Source organism: Acidobacteriota bacterium, assembly GCA_019347945.1.
In the GTDB taxonomy this organism is placed as follows: Bacteria; Acidobacteriota; Thermoanaerobaculia; order Gp7-AA8; family JAHWKK01; genus JAHWKK01.
This window is the reverse complement of record JAHWKK010000011.1, coordinates 87,815-103,543: the sequence shown is the minus strand read 5'-3', so window position 1 is coordinate 103,543 and position 15,729 is coordinate 87,815. Positions and strand designations below refer to the sequence as shown.

Annotated in this window: 14 protein-coding genes and 2 pseudogenes; 9 read left to right on the top strand and 7 right to left on the bottom strand. The window is 61.5% G+C overall.

Annotation, left to right across the window (positions count from 1 at the left end):
- Positions 1 to 399: 399 nt before the first annotated feature.
- The 3 genes from KY459_09250 (at position 400) to KY459_09240 (ending at position 2,459) form a co-directional block, all read left to right on the top strand.
- Complete coding sequence (locus tag KY459_09250; GenBank protein ID MBW3564896.1) at positions 400 to 1,143, top strand: DUF433 domain-containing protein; 744 nt, start codon at positions 400 to 402, stop codon at positions 1,141 to 1,143.
- A complete protein-coding gene (locus tag KY459_09245) occupies positions 1,109 to 1,528 on the top strand; it encodes a hypothetical protein (GenBank protein ID MBW3564895.1) in 420 nt (139 codons plus the stop codon). Before KY459_09250 ends, KY459_09245 begins: the two co-directional genes overlap by 35 nt.
- A 541-nt stretch (positions 1,529 to 2,069) precedes the next feature.
- A complete protein-coding gene (locus KY459_09240; protein ID MBW3564894.1) occupies positions 2,070 to 2,459 on the top strand; it encodes a hypothetical protein in 390 nt (129 codons plus the stop codon).
- Positions 2,460 to 2,512: 53 nt separating this feature from the next.
- On the opposite strand, the gene KY459_09235 is transcribed toward KY459_09240, so the two are convergent.
- The 6 genes and pseudogenes from KY459_09235 to KY459_09210 all read right to left on the bottom strand — a co-directional run bounded on the left by KY459_09235 (position 2,513) and on the right by KY459_09210 (position 9,237).
- Positions 2,513 to 2,776, bottom strand: a complete 264-nt coding sequence (locus tag KY459_09235; GenBank protein ID MBW3564893.1) for a hypothetical protein — start codon at positions 2,774 to 2,776, stop codon at positions 2,513 to 2,515.
- Entirely contained in the window at positions 2,773 to 3,060 is a 288-nt protein-coding gene (locus tag KY459_09230) for a hypothetical protein (protein ID MBW3564892.1), read from the bottom strand. Before KY459_09230 ends, KY459_09235 begins: the two co-directional genes overlap by 4 nt.
- Before the next feature lie 237 nt (positions 3,061 to 3,297).
- A pseudogene (locus tag KY459_09225) lies at positions 3,298 to 3,521 on the bottom strand (type II toxin-antitoxin system HicA family toxin).
- A complete protein-coding gene (locus tag KY459_09220; protein MBW3564891.1) occupies positions 3,514 to 3,735 on the bottom strand; it encodes a type II toxin-antitoxin system HicB family antitoxin in 222 nt (73 codons plus the stop codon). Before KY459_09220 ends, KY459_09225 begins: the two are co-directional and overlap by 8 nt.
- 156 nt (positions 3,736 to 3,891) lie before the next feature.
- Positions 3,892 to 6,234, bottom strand: a complete 2,343-nt coding sequence (locus KY459_09215; protein ID MBW3564890.1) for a response regulator — start codon at positions 6,232 to 6,234, stop codon at positions 3,892 to 3,894.
- A gap of 351 nt (positions 6,235 to 6,585) precedes the next feature.
- The gene (locus KY459_09210; GenBank protein MBW3564889.1) at positions 6,586 to 9,237 is read right to left on the bottom strand and encodes a protein kinase; all 2,652 of its coding nucleotides are present in this window, start codon (positions 9,235 to 9,237) and stop codon (positions 6,586 to 6,588) included.
- A 210-nt stretch (positions 9,238 to 9,447) separates the two neighbouring features.
- Here KY459_09210 and KY459_09205 point away from each other — a divergent pair, with 210 nt between their 5' ends.
- Positions 9,448 to 10,866, top strand: coding sequence for a serine hydrolase (locus KY459_09205; protein MBW3564888.1), 1,419 nt, complete (start codon positions 9,448 to 9,450; stop codon positions 10,864 to 10,866).
- A 117-nt stretch (positions 10,867 to 10,983) separates the two neighbouring features.
- Here KY459_09205 and KY459_09200 read toward each other — a convergent pair whose 3' ends face one another.
- Positions 10,984 to 11,358 carry a hypothetical protein gene (locus tag KY459_09200; protein ID MBW3564887.1) on the bottom strand — a complete coding sequence of 125 codons (375 nt, stop codon included), beginning with the start codon at positions 11,356 to 11,358 and terminating at the stop codon, positions 10,984 to 10,986.
- Between the two features lie 505 nt (positions 11,359 to 11,863).
- On the opposite strand from KY459_09200, the gene KY459_09195 reads away from it, so the two are divergent.
- The 5 genes and pseudogenes from KY459_09195 to katG all read left to right on the top strand — a co-directional run bounded on the left by KY459_09195 (position 11,864) and on the right by katG (position 15,706).
- Complete coding sequence (locus KY459_09195) at positions 11,864 to 12,115, top strand: hypothetical protein (protein MBW3564886.1); 252 nt, start codon at positions 11,864 to 11,866, stop codon at positions 12,113 to 12,115.
- 278 nt (positions 12,116 to 12,393) lie between these two features.
- Positions 12,394 to 12,650 (top strand): annotated as a pseudogene (locus tag KY459_09190) (type II toxin-antitoxin system HicA family toxin).
- Positions 12,643 to 12,858 carry a type II toxin-antitoxin system HicB family antitoxin gene (locus KY459_09185; GenBank protein ID MBW3564885.1) on the top strand — a complete coding sequence of 72 codons (216 nt, stop codon included), beginning with the start codon at positions 12,643 to 12,645 and terminating at the stop codon, positions 12,856 to 12,858. Before KY459_09190 ends, KY459_09185 begins: the two are co-directional and overlap by 8 nt.
- 173 nt (positions 12,859 to 13,031) lie before the next feature.
- Positions 13,032 to 13,457, top strand: coding sequence for a transcriptional repressor (locus KY459_09180; protein ID MBW3564884.1), 426 nt, complete (start codon positions 13,032 to 13,034; stop codon positions 13,455 to 13,457).
- 50 nt (positions 13,458 to 13,507) lie between these two features.
- The gene (katG, locus tag KY459_09175; protein ID MBW3564883.1) at positions 13,508 to 15,706 is read left to right on the top strand and encodes a catalase/peroxidase HPI; all 2,199 of its coding nucleotides are present in this window, start codon (positions 13,508 to 13,510) and stop codon (positions 15,704 to 15,706) included.
- Positions 15,707 to 15,729 lie beyond the last annotated feature (23 nt).

Below are 15,729 nucleotides of genomic sequence, written 5' to 3'. Positions count from 1 at the left end.
GCGTAAGTAGCGATACTACAGCAACTTGAAAGATTGCTGCACGATCTATGGTGTCAGAGTTCTCTACCAGGAGTAGGGGCAAAGGCTCTGCGCGTATCCTCAAGGAGAGGAGGACGCGATGGACGACGAGACACTCCTGCCGCTGGCGATCGAGGCATACGACCGAGCCGGCTGACTGATCGACGATGTGGGCGATCCTCGTGGTCAGCGGCGAGGAGGCCCGGATCGATTCCTGCGGCTTCGTCAGCCGAGAGGAAGCTGAGTCACTAATCCGCTTCCACCAGCGGCCGCGGCCCGGTGAATGATGCATGCATGCGCGCAAGGAACACCCAGAAGACAGAGTCTGTCGCCCCCCGCGGACGACATTGGTCCCGATCTTCTCTCAGGCTTGCATCTGGCATGAAGGTCAGCGACACTCTGACCTGGAGGAATAACCTGAACTTCGACATCTACGACGGTAACGATCCTCGGGAACTGCCGGCGTACACCATTCCGGAAGGAGCCCAGTATCTCGGGATCAAGCCCACCACATTGCGCGCGTGGGCACTCGGCCACCGGCGGAAGATGGGAGACGGGTTCGAGTTCAAGCCGGTGCTGCGTCTCCCCCCCGGTCAGAACATGCTCGCGTTCGTGAATCTCGTCGAAGCATTCGTCATCGATGGCCTGCGAAGACGCCACAGCGTCTCCCTCCAGAAACTGCGCCCCGCCATCGAGCTTCTCGAAACGCTCGCCCCGGATCAGCCTCATCCGCTTTCCGCCATCGATCTCGCTGTGTTGGATCGCGAGGTGTTCGCGAACATCGAAGGGCAACTGATCAGTCTCACGGGCCGGGGGCAGGCCGGGATGAAGGAGATTCTGGCGCGGTTCCTCTCTCGTGTCGAACGCGATCCTGGCGAAGTCCTGGCCTCGCGGTTCTATCCGTTCGTCCGCGCAGGTTGCGAGCTGTCCGAGCCGAAGGCCGTCATGATCGACCCGCGAATTTCATTCGGCCGGCCGGTCATCCGCGGGACAGGCGTTCCGACGGCGATCGTTGCCGAACGGTTCAAAGCCGGTGAGTCGTTCGCCGAACTTTCGGATGATTACGGGATCGAGCAAGCGATGATCGAGGATGCCATACGTTGTGAGCTCGATCTCGCTGCTTGACGAGTACGTCTTCTTCATCGACCGGGGGCTTGGTCGCAAGAAGTTTCCGGGAGCGCTCCGCGAGTTGGGTTTGAACGTCGAGATTCATGATGATCACTTCATCCAGGATGCCGACGACACCGTCTGGATCTCGTATGCCTGTGGTCGAGGATGGGTCATCATTTCCAAGGACAACCGAATTCGATATCGGTCTCTCGAGAAGCTCGCTTTCACCAAGGCTGCCGGCCGAGGCTTCTTCTTCACTCAGGGCGATCAGCGGGCCGAAACAATGATCGACGCATTCACCAAAGCGGTGCCGAGGATTGCCAGAATGTTGGCGAAAGAAGAGCCTCCTTTCATGGCGTCTATCAGTACGGCGGGAAATGTGGCTCTGTTGAAGATGTAGTGTCGCGCTACTCTCTGACGCCGACCGAGGCGAATCCCGTAAACTCTTCGGATGCTGTCCGAGCTTCAGATTCGATGGGATGCGATCTCGCATGTGCTCGCGCTCAGAGAGAAGTGGTGGGCGGCGATTCCCGCTTCAGCTCTGAAGTCCTTCATCTCTGACGGCCAACAGATCCTGCTCAAGGGTATCCAGGGGGTCTTCAAACCGAAGGAGATCAGCGAGCCGATATCGATCCTCTCGACACTTTCGTCTCCCTACACCGATACGCTTCTCGACGGTCAGAAGATCCTCTACGACTTCGCGCCACTCAGCCGCGACTACGATAACGATGGGCTCAAGCGGTGCGCGGAGAAAAGGCTCCCGCTCATCTACCTGCTTCAATTGAAGGGAAAGTCGCGGCCGGAGTATCAGGTGTTCGCCCCGGTGAAAGTTGTTGGATGGGACGACGTGGAGCGACGATTCACGATCGACCTCCAACCGAGAATCGAGGACTTTCTCGACGAAGCGGCGGCCGTTACTCCAATTGCAGATTCGAGACTCGGTGAGCAGATCGTCAAGGGATACGCGATTTCACCCGTGGCCCGGCGGCTTCACCAGGCGAAGTTTTCGGGATCGAATCCTCGTCGCCTACCGCGAGCGCTGTGCAGTCTGCGTCCTGCGAGTTCGTCCGCTGCTCGATGCAGCTCATGTGGTTGCCGATCGCGACCCCAAACCGACGATCGTCGTCAACGAAGGGCTGTCGCTCTGCGCCACGCACCACCGCGCCTTTGATGCCGAGATCCTCCGCTATGACGATGCGTACCAGGTCCGCATAGACCTTCCGGAGAAGATGACAATCGGAGAGGGCGAGCGCTCGATGCTTCTTGCCTTCGACGGACGCCCGCTCAGCCTGCCTAAGGACGAGTCGCTGTGGCCGATGATCTCGGCGTGAGGGTTCTCGGACTTTAGCAGTTGGTTCTCACGATAGCGAGGTGGCCTCGATCGCTAGCGAAGGCGGCAGGCCAAACCATCCTCGTCATTCCAGGTGTCAACGAGCTGCCGGATTGCGTGGCGGCATTCTTCCCGGACCGCGTCGTCCGCGGTCGGGTTGCAGGCGGTCTGGATCACGAAGGCTGCCGCATCATCGTCGTTTGCGAAAACGTCGGAGGTGTCGCACTTTTCGATCTCGATTCTGTTGTGGTCGAATGCGCGCACTTCGAAGATGTCCCAGTCTTCACCGCGCCGCGGAAGATCAATCGGTCGTCTCATTGCCATTCGAAGTCGACCTCCAGGCCCTCAGGGACCGAGAACTGATTGAAGCAGGCGCAGCATTCGAGGCGGAGGCCGTCGCCGCTCTCCCAGTCCACGGTGTCTGTGTTTGTGTCGCCGACGAGGATCGGTGAGCCGTCGGGTTGTTCGCGGATCTCGAAGTCCCAGCTTCGCAGCACGCACTCGACCAGACGGAAGGGAACGTGCGCGTTGCGTTCCCATGCGACGTCCTCGTTACCATCGTTCCCGCACGAGGGGCAGAGGATGAATGTCTCCTGTTCCATCGAGCCGTTCCTCCAGCATGAAGTGTAGGCAACCGCGGCGTTTGTCTACCAGTCGTAGAGGGGAAGCGTTGCTGAGATCTGTCGCCCCTTCGGGGCTCGCTGTTTTTACGTGACGTCAGTCCCGGGGCTGCGGCCCTCCCCGCTCCGCGGGGCCGGCCTTGCCCCGCGCTACTTTCTGACCGCCCCTGCCGGGGCGGATCGTTCTGAAAGCGGTGGATGAAGCGATCCTCCGAGCTCCTACCCTTCGAATTCGTTTCGCGGCACACCGCTCTGACGGATGATCGAAGCGAGAGTGCCGATTCGCAGCTCAGCGTGGTCCGGCACGGGCACCGTCACGGTAGTCCCTTCCGTACGCTTCTGCATGACACGATGTGGCTGCCGCGGCGTCTCGCTTCACTGAATCCATTCTGTTCGAGAATCCTGCAGACGTCCTTGCCGGAAAGGACGCGGAGTCTAGCCAATCGGAACCTCGACGCGCGTCACGTAGATCTCGTCATGAAGGCGGGTCCTGATCTCCTCTGGCGACGCTGTTTGGAAGAAGAGTTCGAGCGCTTCGCGAAGGTTCTCACGAGCTTCCTCGATCGTCTTCCCCTGGCTGGCGATATCAACCTCGGGGCAGAGAGAGACATACCCGTCTCCTTCACGTTCGATCAGAGCAGTCAGCTGTCGAGTCATCGAAGTCATCCCTTCTGGGGGATCATATCCATTCGGGCTTCTAACTGTCTTCGAAGCACCGCCACTAAATTCAGGCCCTCAGGGATCGGGAACTGATTGAAGCAGGCGCAGCATTCGAGCCGGAGGCCGTCGCCGCAATCCGTTCCCAACTTCTGATCAGGCCTCCATCTCCCGCGTGACCGCCTGGATCGCGTTCATCAGCGTGGGGGTGTCGAACGGCTTTCGCAGAAATTGCACGTCGGGCCTTCTGATGTTCTGTTCGATCTCGGTCTGGCTCGCGTGTCCCGTGGCGAACACGATCGGCAGACGGGGCCACCGGCTCTCCAGAGCGCGGTAGACGTCGTGACCATCCATGTCGGGAAGTCCCACATCGAGCACGACGACGTGGGGACGGAACGCTTCGACTGCGGGCACCGTCTCGCCGCCGAGCGCGATGCGTTTCACTTCCAGACCTTCCAGCTCCAGCATGATCGTGAGCCCTTCCGCAACGGCGTCGTCGTCCTCGACGAGCAGAACCCGCCGGACCGTCCCCGTCTCTCTTTCCTGCGGGTGCTCCCCGGTCACGGGCGGGGGTGTCGTGCGCTCGAGAAGGATGTGGAAGGTCGATCCTTTTCCAGGAGCACTCTCGACCATGATCGATCCGCCGTGCGACCGGATGATCTCGTGTGTGATGGCCAGTCCGAGTCCGGTGCCCGCCTTCTGAGTCGTGTACAGCGGTTCGAAGATCCTTCGTTGCACGTCCGGGCTCATCCCCGCCCCGGTATCCGCCACAATCAGAGAGACGAGATCGTCCGCGCCAGCCCTCGATGCGCTGATGCTCAGAGTCCCCCCGTCCGACATCGCATCCCGCGAATTGAGCGCGAGGTTCACGACTGCCTGGGTGAGATGGTTCACGTCCGCCAACATGAAGAGCGAGCGATCGGAACAGTCGATTTGGACATCGATGCCGCCCGGGAGAATCGATTCGAGGTCCTCTCGGAGCGTATCCAGCCAGGAGCAGACGCGGACCGCTTTTCTGTCCGGTCGTTCCGCTCGGGTCAGACGCAGAACCGCATCCGTCACCGCCTTTCCTCGTTGAATCGCCCGATCGATCTGAGTCGCACTCTTCTGGTACTGCTCGATCGTGCCGATGCGCCGGGTGCTCTCGTTGACTCCCTGAATCGCCATCAGAATATTGTTGAATTCATGAGCGATTGTGGACGCGACGCGCCCGAGTCCCGCGAGCCGTTCCGCCTGCTCGAGCTGGTCCCTCCGGCGATCCGCCTCTTCCAGAAGATGTATCCGGCGGAACGCGAGGGCCGAGAGATGAGAAAATATCGCCGCCCTCGCCACCTCGTCGGCGTGGAAGGGCGATTGGTCCCTCACTCGGAGCAGGACGAGTACCCCCACCGCCTCTGAGTCGACTTCCAGCGGAACCGCGATGATCGAGAAGTGGCCGTGCTTCTCGCCGAGCCACGGCAGCTCCACGAGCTCGTCGAGCGAGAGCATGTCGCGCCGGCCTTGGACGCGCTGGGAGACGGAGCCTTCGTACGGGACCCGTCTTCCGATCAGGTTCGAGAGATCGCCAGCCGCGGCGGCAATCATGATCTCCTCGTTCGGCGTCACGATTCTCTCGACCACGGCCGACTCAGCTCTGGTGGCTTCGACCGCTTCGCCGGCAATTTGCCGGAGTACTTCGTCGACAGTCAACGCCGAAACGATCGACTCGGTCACCCGTCGCAGCGCTTCCTCTTCGGCGGCGCGTCGCTCAGAGTGATGAAACAGACGTTCCATTTCCTCGACCAGGTCGGCCCGCCTGTCCAGCTCTCGCTGCACAATCGATCCGACCAGGGCGATGGAGAGAATGATTCCGGTCGCGCCAATCACGGCGACCGCGAGCCCGGAGCTCGCAAGCAGGTGCTCGGAGCTGACTCCCCCGATTTGCGGATCGAGCGTGAACGACATCGCCGCCATCGCCGTATAGTGCATTCCCGAGATCGCGAATCCCATCACCGTTCCGCCGATCAATCGGTTCACCACGGTGCGCACGCCGGTGTTCTTGCGCCACCGGAAAGAGAGCCACAGGGCTGCGAAGGCGGCTCCGATTGCAATCGCAATCGATGCCACCACGAGACTCACGTTCCAATGAATGCGCGCACTCAGGCGCATGCTCGCGATGCCGATGTAGTGCATGCCGCTGATGGCGATCCCCATCGCAAGGCCGGCCGCCAGAACTCGGGGCGCCGGTCTGTCGCGACGGCTGACGACGAAAAGAGCGATCAGCGAAGCGAGGATTGCCACAGCCATCGACAGAATCAGCAGCGGTATGTTGTAAGCGATTGGCGTTCGGGGAAGGCTGAATGCGAGCATCGCAACGAAATGCATGCTCCAGATTCCGAGCCCCATCACGAATGATCCGACGGCAAGCCACACGCTCCGTGCCCGTCCGCGCGCGACGTTGACACGATGCGCGAGATCGAGCGCCGTATAGCTGGCGAACACGGCGATGAGAACACTCACCACTGCCAGTGTCGGATCATGATCACCATGCGTCATCATGGGCGGGAGGCCACCCGCGGAATCACTCCGCGCTTGCTGGCGGCAATCGTACGAACATCATAGCGTCATGACGCTGCACGAAGTCGGATCACAGCCAGAAAATCAACCTGACGGGAGCGTACGACCTGTCGCCCGTATAGGCCAGATCTCATAGGCGATTGGCCGCGGCAATTGGTGCATCGTGCCGGTTGAAAACCGGCGATACGGCCGCTTGCAAACCGGCGCTACGTCGGCAAATGGCGATCGCGGAGTGTAGCGCCGGTTTCTAACCGGCCGTGCCGCCGGTTTCCAACCGGCGTTGTGGCGTTTCGATCAACGCTCCAGCATCCGGTCCCAGTTCATCACGACCGTAATCTCCGGCGATTCGGTACGATCGCCCGTCAATGCGTTGAAGATGAATCGCGAACCGTCGGCGTTGACGTCGTACGGTCTCTCCTGCCGGCGAGGCATCGCGACTCTCATCAGTTCCACCGGTGTGCCCGCGCGGAACGTCTCACCGGTTTCCACTTCCACGGCCATGAGCCTGCTGCTCTGTTCGGTGAGATAGTAAATGGTGCCGCCGTCGCGGCTCCAGGTCGGATGCACGCCGCCGTCAGTGGAGAGCTGCCATCGGCCTCCGGGACTCTCCAGGCGATGCACGTAGACTTCCATCCGACCCGTTTCCGCGGAGGCGACGGCGAGCCATTTCCCATCCGGGGAGGGATAGGGCGTCACATCGAGGAACGGTGTCCGGATCAACGACTCGAATTTCTCTTCGATCATGTCGAAGCGGAGAATGTCCACCTGCGTCGCCGGATGATCCTGGTGAACGAACAGGTAACGGCCATCGGACGACGAGCTGTAGGCGCCCGCTGCTTCCTGGTCGTCGCCGATCAGCCTCTCCGCGTCGCCGATTCCGGAGGATCGTTTCCTGAAGAACGCAGTCGGTGAGTTGAAGACGATCCAGTCATCTCCGGGCAGCCAGACAGGATCTCCTTCCCACTCGTCGTCAAAGCTCAGGCGAATGGCGGAGCCGCGCACCAGATCGCGCACCCAGACGTCTCCTTCGAGGGTGTATGCGAGCCGGGAGCCGTCCCAGGAGAGATCGATGCTACCGAGTTGCCTCGACTCTTCTCCGATCGTCGACAGCTCGCTTCCATCCCGATCGAACCACGTCAATTGCGAGCTCACAGCCTCATTGCTTTGATAGAGAAGCGTCCCTTCACTGGAGGCGGTGAACGCTCCCTTCTCCAGACCGCTGTATCCGACACGCTCCGCGATGGGGACGGGCTCGCCGCTCACTTCGAGCCGGTCGAGATCGAATTTCTGCGCGATCAGTGAGCCCTCACGCCAGAAGAGAATGTAACCGGGCGGAACATACTGAACGGATGAATTCCCTCCGACGATCCTCTTCCGCTCGCCCGTTTCGAGCGAGAGGACCTCGATCGTGCTGTCGTCGTCTTCCCGCCCCCCTTCTCCGGTCTGCGCAAGGAAGAGAAGATGTTTCTCATCCGGGAGAAACCAGGGCCAGCGGTGGCTGAAATCTCCACGCTGCTCGTCCAGCTCCGTCAGCCGGACTGGCTGACCGCCTCGTGCAGCAACCTTACTCAGGACTCCCCGCCCTCCCGCCTCTCCGCTGCTGAAAACGATCGTCCCATCGTTTGCCCAGCTTCCTCCGCGTGGAGCGGCTGCCTCACAGATTGTCTGCGGAGGACCGCCGAAGGCCGAGACACGCTTCAGTCTGTCGTCGACGAAAAAAGCGATCTCCCGGCTGTCGGGCGACCAGAACGGCAACTCGCCTCGCTCTGTTCCTGTCAGTGGCCGGGACTCGAGCTGGTCGATTTCGCGGAGATAGAGTCGTCTCGGACCCTGTCCGCCGAACGCCGCGAAGACGAGGCGGGAGCCGTCGGGGGAGATCGCGAGCCTCATTCCCACATCGATCGTCATCCCGGGCGGCGGGAGCATGGAGAAACGCGAAAGCCGTCGCGGCTCGTCAGGGTGGGCCAGCCATAGTGCGGCAAAAAGGAGGGCCATGGCGGCCGCGACCGCCGCGGCGACCCAGCCCGCCTTTTCGCGATGCTTCCGTCTCGCCATGACCGGTGCCGGGATTCCTGCATCCGATCCCCCCTCTTCGATCCATCGGAGCTGCAGCTCGACGTCTCGTGCCGTCTGCCATCGATTGTCGGGATCTTTCTCGAGGCAAATCTGCACGAGACGGTCGAGGGCGGGCGGCGAGATCGGCTGAACGCTGGAGATCGAAGGAGGCCGGTGCTCGAGAATGGCAGCCATCAGGCTCATTCTGCTCTTCCCCTGGAAGGCCTTGCGTCCCGTCACCATCTCGAACAGCAGCAGTCCGAAGGCAAAGATGTCGGTGCGGCGATCGGCCTCGTGACCCTCGATCTGCTCCGGCGCCATGTACTGCACCGTACCGAGAATCGTTCCCTCCTCGGTGAGGTTCCTCTTCTGCGTCGGAAGGTTCGTGATCCCCGGCTCTGACTCGCTGGCCTGGTCCGCCATCTTCGCGAGTCCGAAGTCGAGAATCTTCGCCCCGGAGGGAGTGATCATCACGTTCCCCGGCTTGAGGTCCCGATGGATGATCCCCTGGCGATGCGCGCGGTCGAGAGCGTTCGTGATCTCTATTCCGTGGCGGATCGCTTCATCGAGCGGAAGAGGTCCTTTGTCGAGCCGATCGGCGAGGGATTCCCCCTCGATCAGCTCCATGACGAGATAGTGCCGGCCGTTCTCGTGTCCGACGTCATGAAGCGTGCAGATGTTCGGATGATTCAGCGACGAGATCGCCTTCGCCTCACGATCGAATCGTGCATGGAGCTGCTCGTTCTCCGTGAGACCCGCCGGCAACACTTTGATCGCCACCTGACGGTCGAGTCGGGTGTCTTTAGCGCGCCAGACCTCTCCCATGCCGCCCGCACCGAGCGACTCGACGATCTCGTAAGGACCGAGCCTCACACCGGTTGTGATCATCATGCAGCAGATGAGTTTCTCATGAATTGATCCGCAGGAGGGCCGAGGCGCTGCGGCGATGCGCAACGTGCCGGTTGAAAACCGGCGATACGGCCACTTGCAAAGCGGCGCTACGTCGGCAAAGCGGCGATCGCGGAGTGTAACGCCGGTTTCTAACCGGCCACGTTGCGCGATGGCGAAAACCAACCGTTCCGTCTCGCGTAGGTATCCCACATGAGACGACTTCGAGCCGCCGCCTTCCTCCTCCTTCTTCCCTTTCTTCTTTCGGCATGTGCGACCTCGACTGCGCCAATCGCCGACCGTTCCCCGGACTTCACGTGGCAGCAATGGCCGTCCTACGAAACGGCGGGCTATTCGCCGGAGCAGATGGCGCTGGCGAGAAAGCACGCCGAGGAGGTGAAGTCGGCGGCGGTGATGACGATCGTGGATGGAGTCGTCCTGAATGCGTGGGGCGACGTCGACCGGAAGCTCGAGCTCCACTCCGTTCGAAAGAGTCTCTACTCGGCGCTCTACGGAATCGCGGTGGAGCGAGGCCTGATCGATCTCTATGCCACGCTGGCCGATCTCGGCATCGACGATCTGCAGCCGCTCACGAGCACGGAGAAGACCACCACGGTCGGCGACCTCGTCGCGTCGCGGTCGGGCGTCTACCACGAGGCAGCCTACGCCCCTTCCAGCCAGGAAAAGGGGCGACCGGAACGGGGCTCGCACCTGCCGGGCACGCACTGGTTCTACAACAACTGGGACTTCAACGTCGCAGGCGTTCTGCTCGAGCGTGCGACCGGCAAGCCGATGGCCGAGCTCTTCGAAGAGTGGATCGCCGCCCCCATCGGCATGCAGGACTACACACCCTCGGATGTTTTCGAGGTCTGGGAGCCGGGCCGCTCACGCTATCCCGCGCTGACCTTCCGGATGTCGACGCGCGACCTCGCGCGGTTCGGACAGCTCTGGCTGAACGAGGGACGGTGGAACGGACGCCAGATCATCCCGGCGCAGTGGGTCGCAGACGCATCGATGCCGATCTCGCAGACATTCAACGAGGGGCAGGGATACGGGCGGATGTGGTGGACCTGGGCTCCGGGCGCTCTGAACGCGGAACGGTATCCGAACCTGAGGAACTTCTCGGCCGTTCAGGCATCCGGGACGGGCGGGCAGGCGATCATCATCGTGCCGGAGCTCGATCTGGTTTACGTGCACCGCGGCGATACCGATCATGCAATCGAGGTCGGCGGACGCGACGTATGGGGAATCCTCGAGAAGATCGTTGCGGCGAAGGAAGGGCCGGGCTCGGGAGCTCCGATCGCGGGTCTGCGCGAGGAACCATTCGCCGGGCAGCCGGATCCCCTCGTCTGGCCGCGGGTCGTGCGCCTCAGCGAGGAAGAGAAACAGGCGCTGACGGGAAGATACGATTTCGGCCCGGTCACCGCGACAATTTACGTTCACGACGGGCGTCTGATCGCGTCGATGCCGGGTCAGGGGGAAGCGGAGATCTTTCCGGTGAGCCCGACGAAATTCTTTCTTCGTGTGGAGCCTACGGCGTCGATCGATTTCCGTCTCGATGAGAATGGGCGCGCCGAGGGGATCGACATGATGCTGTTCGGAAGGGAGATGAAGGCCGAGCGCGTGGATTGAGAGCGCGACGCCAGCTGACTTGCGCCGGTCTGCCCCGGCGGATCGATCTTTTGGCCAGCGGATCGGCGGGCGAGCCTCACGGTGGCCAGGGGAGTGTTTCAGGAGCCGCGAGTCAGGTCAATGGACCAACACTTTCCCCTGGTGAAGCTTGTACAGGCCGATCAGGAACGTGACACCGAGAATGGTTCCGATCGGGAATCTCAGCAGCATGACCACCGACGCGGCAATTCCGACGACGAGTGCCCATCGACTTCTCGATCTCAGTCCGCGCGCTGTCACGAACGAGAGTATGGCAGCGGTTGCAGGCAGCCAGAACAACAGACCCGCCCAGGTAACAGCCTCGAGTCCTCCCAACATCATGAGCACTCTCACTGCCATTACGGCACTCAAAGCCGCAACGATGTAAAAGAGGATGATCGTTTTGTCGAGCATCGACTCCGGATCGTCATCACCGCGTTCCTCGGCCGACTTCGGCTTGAGATCCTCGAACATTAGCGCCTCACTCTCAGAGCAGAACCACCTGTCAGTTGAGCCCGATATATCGACGACCATCTGGACCGCGGCTCGCGATTAGTTTACGCCAGTCCGGCTCGGTTCTGTAGCGCGAGGGTTACTCCTGGCTGTGACAGTCTCTCGACAGGGCGTACGCGATCACTGTTATAGGGTTGACGATGCTGGCCGCAGCTTTCGACGCTCGTTTTACTTTCGCCCTGACGATGGCGCTGCTGGCCGTAGCAGCGCCCGCCGGCGCGGAGACGCCTCCGTCCTGGGGGCGGGGTGATGCGCGTCACCGAGGAGCCTCGCGAGCCAACCCGGGGCTGCGAGCGCCGAGACCGCTCATGAGGACTGCTCGAAGGAGGCGCAGCATTCGAGGCGGAGGGCGTCGCCGCGAAGCAGGCCCAGCATCCAGACGGAGACTGCTCCCGCATACAAGCCCCTTGATGACGCGCGCTCCCTGGTAATAGAGTTCCTCGATGACGTTGACCAGGAGGAATTGATGAGCAAATCGTTCAAATCATGGCTGATGGGAGCGGTTCTGATCGCCATTGGAGTCGCTGCTGGCATGTGGATCGGGGCGACCGATTTTGCAGACGCCGGGGGTAAGACCGAATACAAGTTCGTTCGCCTCCTCGACGTAGGGTCCATGCCGGCGATTACCGAAGCGCTGAATCTCGAAGCCGAACGCGGATACGAGCTCAAGGAGATGGAGGCGCTCGACGGCCAGATCTATCTCATCTTTGCCAAGTAGTAGTTCGTCCCGACTGCCGGGGCGCGCCGGAACCCGCCCGCGCGCTACTTTCTGACCGCCCTTTGCCAGGGGCGGATCGATCTTGACCTCTCGATTGGGCAGGAACTGGTGGGTGGGCGAAATCTGTCGCCCCTCCGGGGCTCGATTGTGTGCGTGACGTCAGTCCCGGGGCTGCGGCCGTCGCCTGCGGCGCCGGCCTTGCCCCGCGCTACTTTCTGACCGCCCCTGCCGGGGCGGATCGATCTTATGCGACCGGCTTCGGATCCCATTCCGGCAAAATGAAGAATGAAGTGCTGTTGCGGAGGTTGATCGATGGAAACCTGGCGAACGTCAGGTTCTCCGATCTGCAGCGGCTCGTCGAAGCATTCGGTTCGAGTTGAAGCGTGTGAATGGAAGCCATCACATCTACCGACATGCGGCCGCGGGAGCTCATTTAAATCTTCAGAAAGTTCACGGAAAAGCTAAGCCCTATCAGCTTCGGCAGTTTCTGAGAGTCGTGGAGCGTTACAATCTCGAGAGAAACGACGATGAGTGACTACCACATCAACCTGTTCTACAGCGACGAAGATGAGGGATGGATCGCTGACATCCCGGATCTGGAGGCATGCTCCGCATTCGGTCAGACGCCTGAGGAGGCGTTACGTGAGGTAACGATTGCACGGGACGCATGGCTTGCTGCTGCCAGGGAAGCCGGGGGAACAATCCCTGAACCTCGCTATCGTCCTGTGATCTACCAGACCTAGTCAAAGCGCGCGGCTCGCCGCAGGCGCCGCCTCCCGTTGCTGCGGCACGTCGCGCAAGCTTGTTGCGGTGGGGTTTTCCAAGAGCGGAGGATTTTCGCCATCGGGGATGATATGGTTCCGTTAATCGAGGTTGTCACCGCCCGCGACGAGTCCTATATTGGTTTTAGAAACCAATGAAAGCTGGACAGAATCCAAGCGTTGAAGAAATCGTCGCGCGCCTCCGCGAGCACGACATTCAACCTTCTGCCCAGCGCGTCGCGGTTGCCGAATATGTCCTCCAAACCGAGGAGCATCCTTCGGCCGAGAGCGTCCTGTCGAAGATCCAGCCGAACTTCCCGATGATTTCGCGCGCAACCGTTTACAACACGCTCCATCTTTTCGTCGAGCGCGGACTCCTCCGCGAGGTAAAGCTGGGGACATCGAGCGTGGTCTACGACGCGAATATCGAGAAGCATCACCACCTGATCGACGAGGAGACCGGAGAGATCCACGACATCCCATGGGATTCGGTCGACGTCAGCCGGATGGACCGGATCGAGGGCTTCGAGATTCAGGAGTACCAGGTCGTGATCAAGGGAAGACGTGAACGAAGTCACTGAATGAGCCGCAATTGGCTTGCAGGAACGAAGGAAGGAGAAGGAAGAGGAAGATGGAAGCAAAAGCGTTGGACACGGTACTCAAATGCCCCGTCGCGCACGCGCCGGCCAGAGGTCGGTCGCATCGGGACTGGTGGCCGGATCAACTGGACCTCAGCGTCCTGCACCAGGGAGCTCCTCAGGCCAATCCGATGGCGGAGGATTTCGATTATGCCGCCGAGTTCAAAAAGCTCGATTACAACGCGCTGAAGCAGGATCTCTACGCGTTGATGACGGACTCGAAGGAGTGGTGGCCGGCCGACTGGGGACACTACGGGCCCTTCTTCATCCGGATGGCGTGGCACAGCGCGGGCACGTATCGAACCGCCGACGGCCGGGGCGGCGGGTCTTCGGGTGGTCAGCGGTTCGCGCCGCTCAACAGCTGGCCGGACAACGCGAACCTCGACAAGGCGCGCCGGCTCCTCTGGCCGATCAAGAAGAAGTACGGAAACAAGATCTCCTGGGCTGACCTGATGCTTCTGGTCGGCAACTGCGCGCTCGAATCGATGGGATTCAAGACTTTCGGTTTCGGCGGCGGCCGCGAGGACATCTGGGAGCCGCAGACCGACGTCTACTGGGGCACCGAGGAGGAGTGGCTCGGCGACAGCCGCTACGAGGGGGAGCGCGTTCTGCAGAATCCTCTCGCCGCGGTCCAGATGGGGCTGATCTACGTCAATCCGGAAGGGCCGAACGGCAAGCCCGATCCGGTCGCGGCGGCCAAAGACATTCGCGAGACGTTCTCCCGGATGGCGATGAACGACGAGGAGACGGTCGCGCTGATCGCCGGCGGCCACAGCTTCGGGAAGTGTCACGGTGCAGCCGATCCGTCGAAGCACGTCGGGAAGGAGCCGGAAGGTGCCGACATCTTCCATCAGGGTCTCGGGTGGACGAATACGTTCGAAAGCGGCAGGGCCGGCCACACGATCACGAGCGGTCTCGAGGGAGCGTGGACACCGACGCCGATCAAATGGGACACCGGCTACTTCGACATGCTGTTCGGTTTCGAGTGGGAGCTGACCAAGAGCCCGGCCGGCGCATGGCAGTGGAAGCCGAAGGGGGATGCGGGGAAGGACATCGTGCCGGATGCGCACGATCCGAAAAAGAAGAACCCCCCGATGATGGCCACGACCGACATCGCGCTGAAGGTCGACCCGAGCTACGAGAAGATTTCGCGGCGCTACCACGAGAACTTCGCGGAGCTCGAGGATGCCTTCGCGCGTGCCTGGTTCAAGCTGCTCCACCGGGACATGGGACCTCGCGTCCGCTATCTCGGTCCGGAAGTTCCGGACGAGGATCTGATCTGGCAGGATCCGGTTCCTCCTGTCGATCACGAGCTGGTCGACGCGAAGGCGATCACGGACCTCAAGAAGAAGATCCTCGACTCGGGCCTGTCGATCTCCGACCTCGTCTCGACAGCATGGGCGTCGGCGTCCACCTACCGCGGCTCCGACAGGCGCGGCGGTGCGAATGGGGCACGCATCCGGCTCGAGCCCCAGAAAGACTGGAAGGTGAACCAGCCGGAAAAGCTGAAGAAGGTGCTCTCGAAGCTCGAGTCGATTCAGTCGGAATTCAACAAGGCGCAATCCAACGGCATGAAGGTCTCACTCGCCGACCTGATCGTCCTCGGTGGTTGTGCGGCGGTCGAGAAAGCAGCGAAAGATGGCGGCCATGACATCGAGGTTCCCTTCACGCCCGGCCGGACCGACGCGTCGCAGGAGCAGACCGACGCCGAGTCGTTCGAGCCGCTCGAGCCGGAAGCCGACGGGTTCCGCAACTTTCTCAAGGCGAAGTACTCCGTGCCGACCGAGCGGCTGCTGGTCGACCGGTCGCAGCTGCTTGGTTTGAGCGCGCCCGAGATGACAGTTCTCGTCGGAGGGCTGAGAGTTCTGGGGGCGAACGCCGGGGACTCCAAGCACGGCATCCTCACGACGCGGCCCGGCACGCTGACCAACGACTTCTTCGTCAATCTGCTCGACATGGAGATGGAATGGAAGCCAGTCTCTGACGACAACGACGTGTTCGAAGCGCGGGATCGGAAGAGCGGCGACGTGAAGTGGACCGGCACGCGGGTGGATCTGGTCTTCGGGTCGAACTCGCAGCTCCGGGCGCTCGCGGAGGTCTACGGATCCGACGAGTGCGAGCGGGGATTCGTGCGCGATTTCGTGAAGGCGTGGGACAAGGTGATGATGGCGGATCGGTTCGACGTGGCCTGACTTTCGAGAAACGGACTTCGTCG

Coding starts and splice junctions, on each gene's coding strand:
- KY459_09250 (MBW3564896.1), top strand. CDS start 400: ATGAAGGTCAGCGACACTCTGACCTGGAGGAATAACCTGAACTTCGAC.
- KY459_09205 (MBW3564888.1), top strand. CDS start 9,448: ATGAGACGACTTCGAGCCGCCGCCTTCCTCCTCCTTCTTCCCTTTCTT.
- KY459_09200 (MBW3564887.1), bottom strand. CDS start 11,358: ATGTTCGAGGATCTCAAGCCGAAGTCGGCCGAGGAACGCGGTGATGAC.
- KY459_09185 (MBW3564885.1), top strand. CDS start 12,643: ATGAGTGACTACCACATCAACCTGTTCTACAGCGACGAAGATGAGGGA.
- KY459_09245 (MBW3564895.1), top strand. CDS start 1,109: ATGCCATACGTTGTGAGCTCGATCTCGCTGCTTGACGAGTACGTCTTC.
- KY459_09230 (MBW3564892.1), bottom strand. CDS start 3,060: ATGGAACAGGAGACATTCATCCTCTGCCCCTCGTGCGGGAACGATGGT.
- KY459_09210 (MBW3564889.1), bottom strand. CDS start 9,237: ATGATGATCACAACCGGTGTGAGGCTCGGTCCTTACGAGATCGTCGAG.
- KY459_09220 (MBW3564891.1), bottom strand. CDS start 3,735: ATGACTCGACAGCTGACTGCTCTGATCGAACGTGAAGGAGACGGGTAT.
- katG (MBW3564883.1), top strand. CDS start 13,508: ATGGAAGCAAAAGCGTTGGACACGGTACTCAAATGCCCCGTCGCGCAC.
- KY459_09195 (MBW3564886.1), top strand. CDS start 11,864: ATGAGCAAATCGTTCAAATCATGGCTGATGGGAGCGGTTCTGATCGCC.
- KY459_09180 (MBW3564884.1), top strand. CDS start 13,032: ATGAAAGCTGGACAGAATCCAAGCGTTGAAGAAATCGTCGCGCGCCTC.
- KY459_09235 (MBW3564893.1), bottom strand. CDS start 2,776: ATGAGACGACCGATTGATCTTCCGCGGCGCGGTGAAGACTGGGACATC.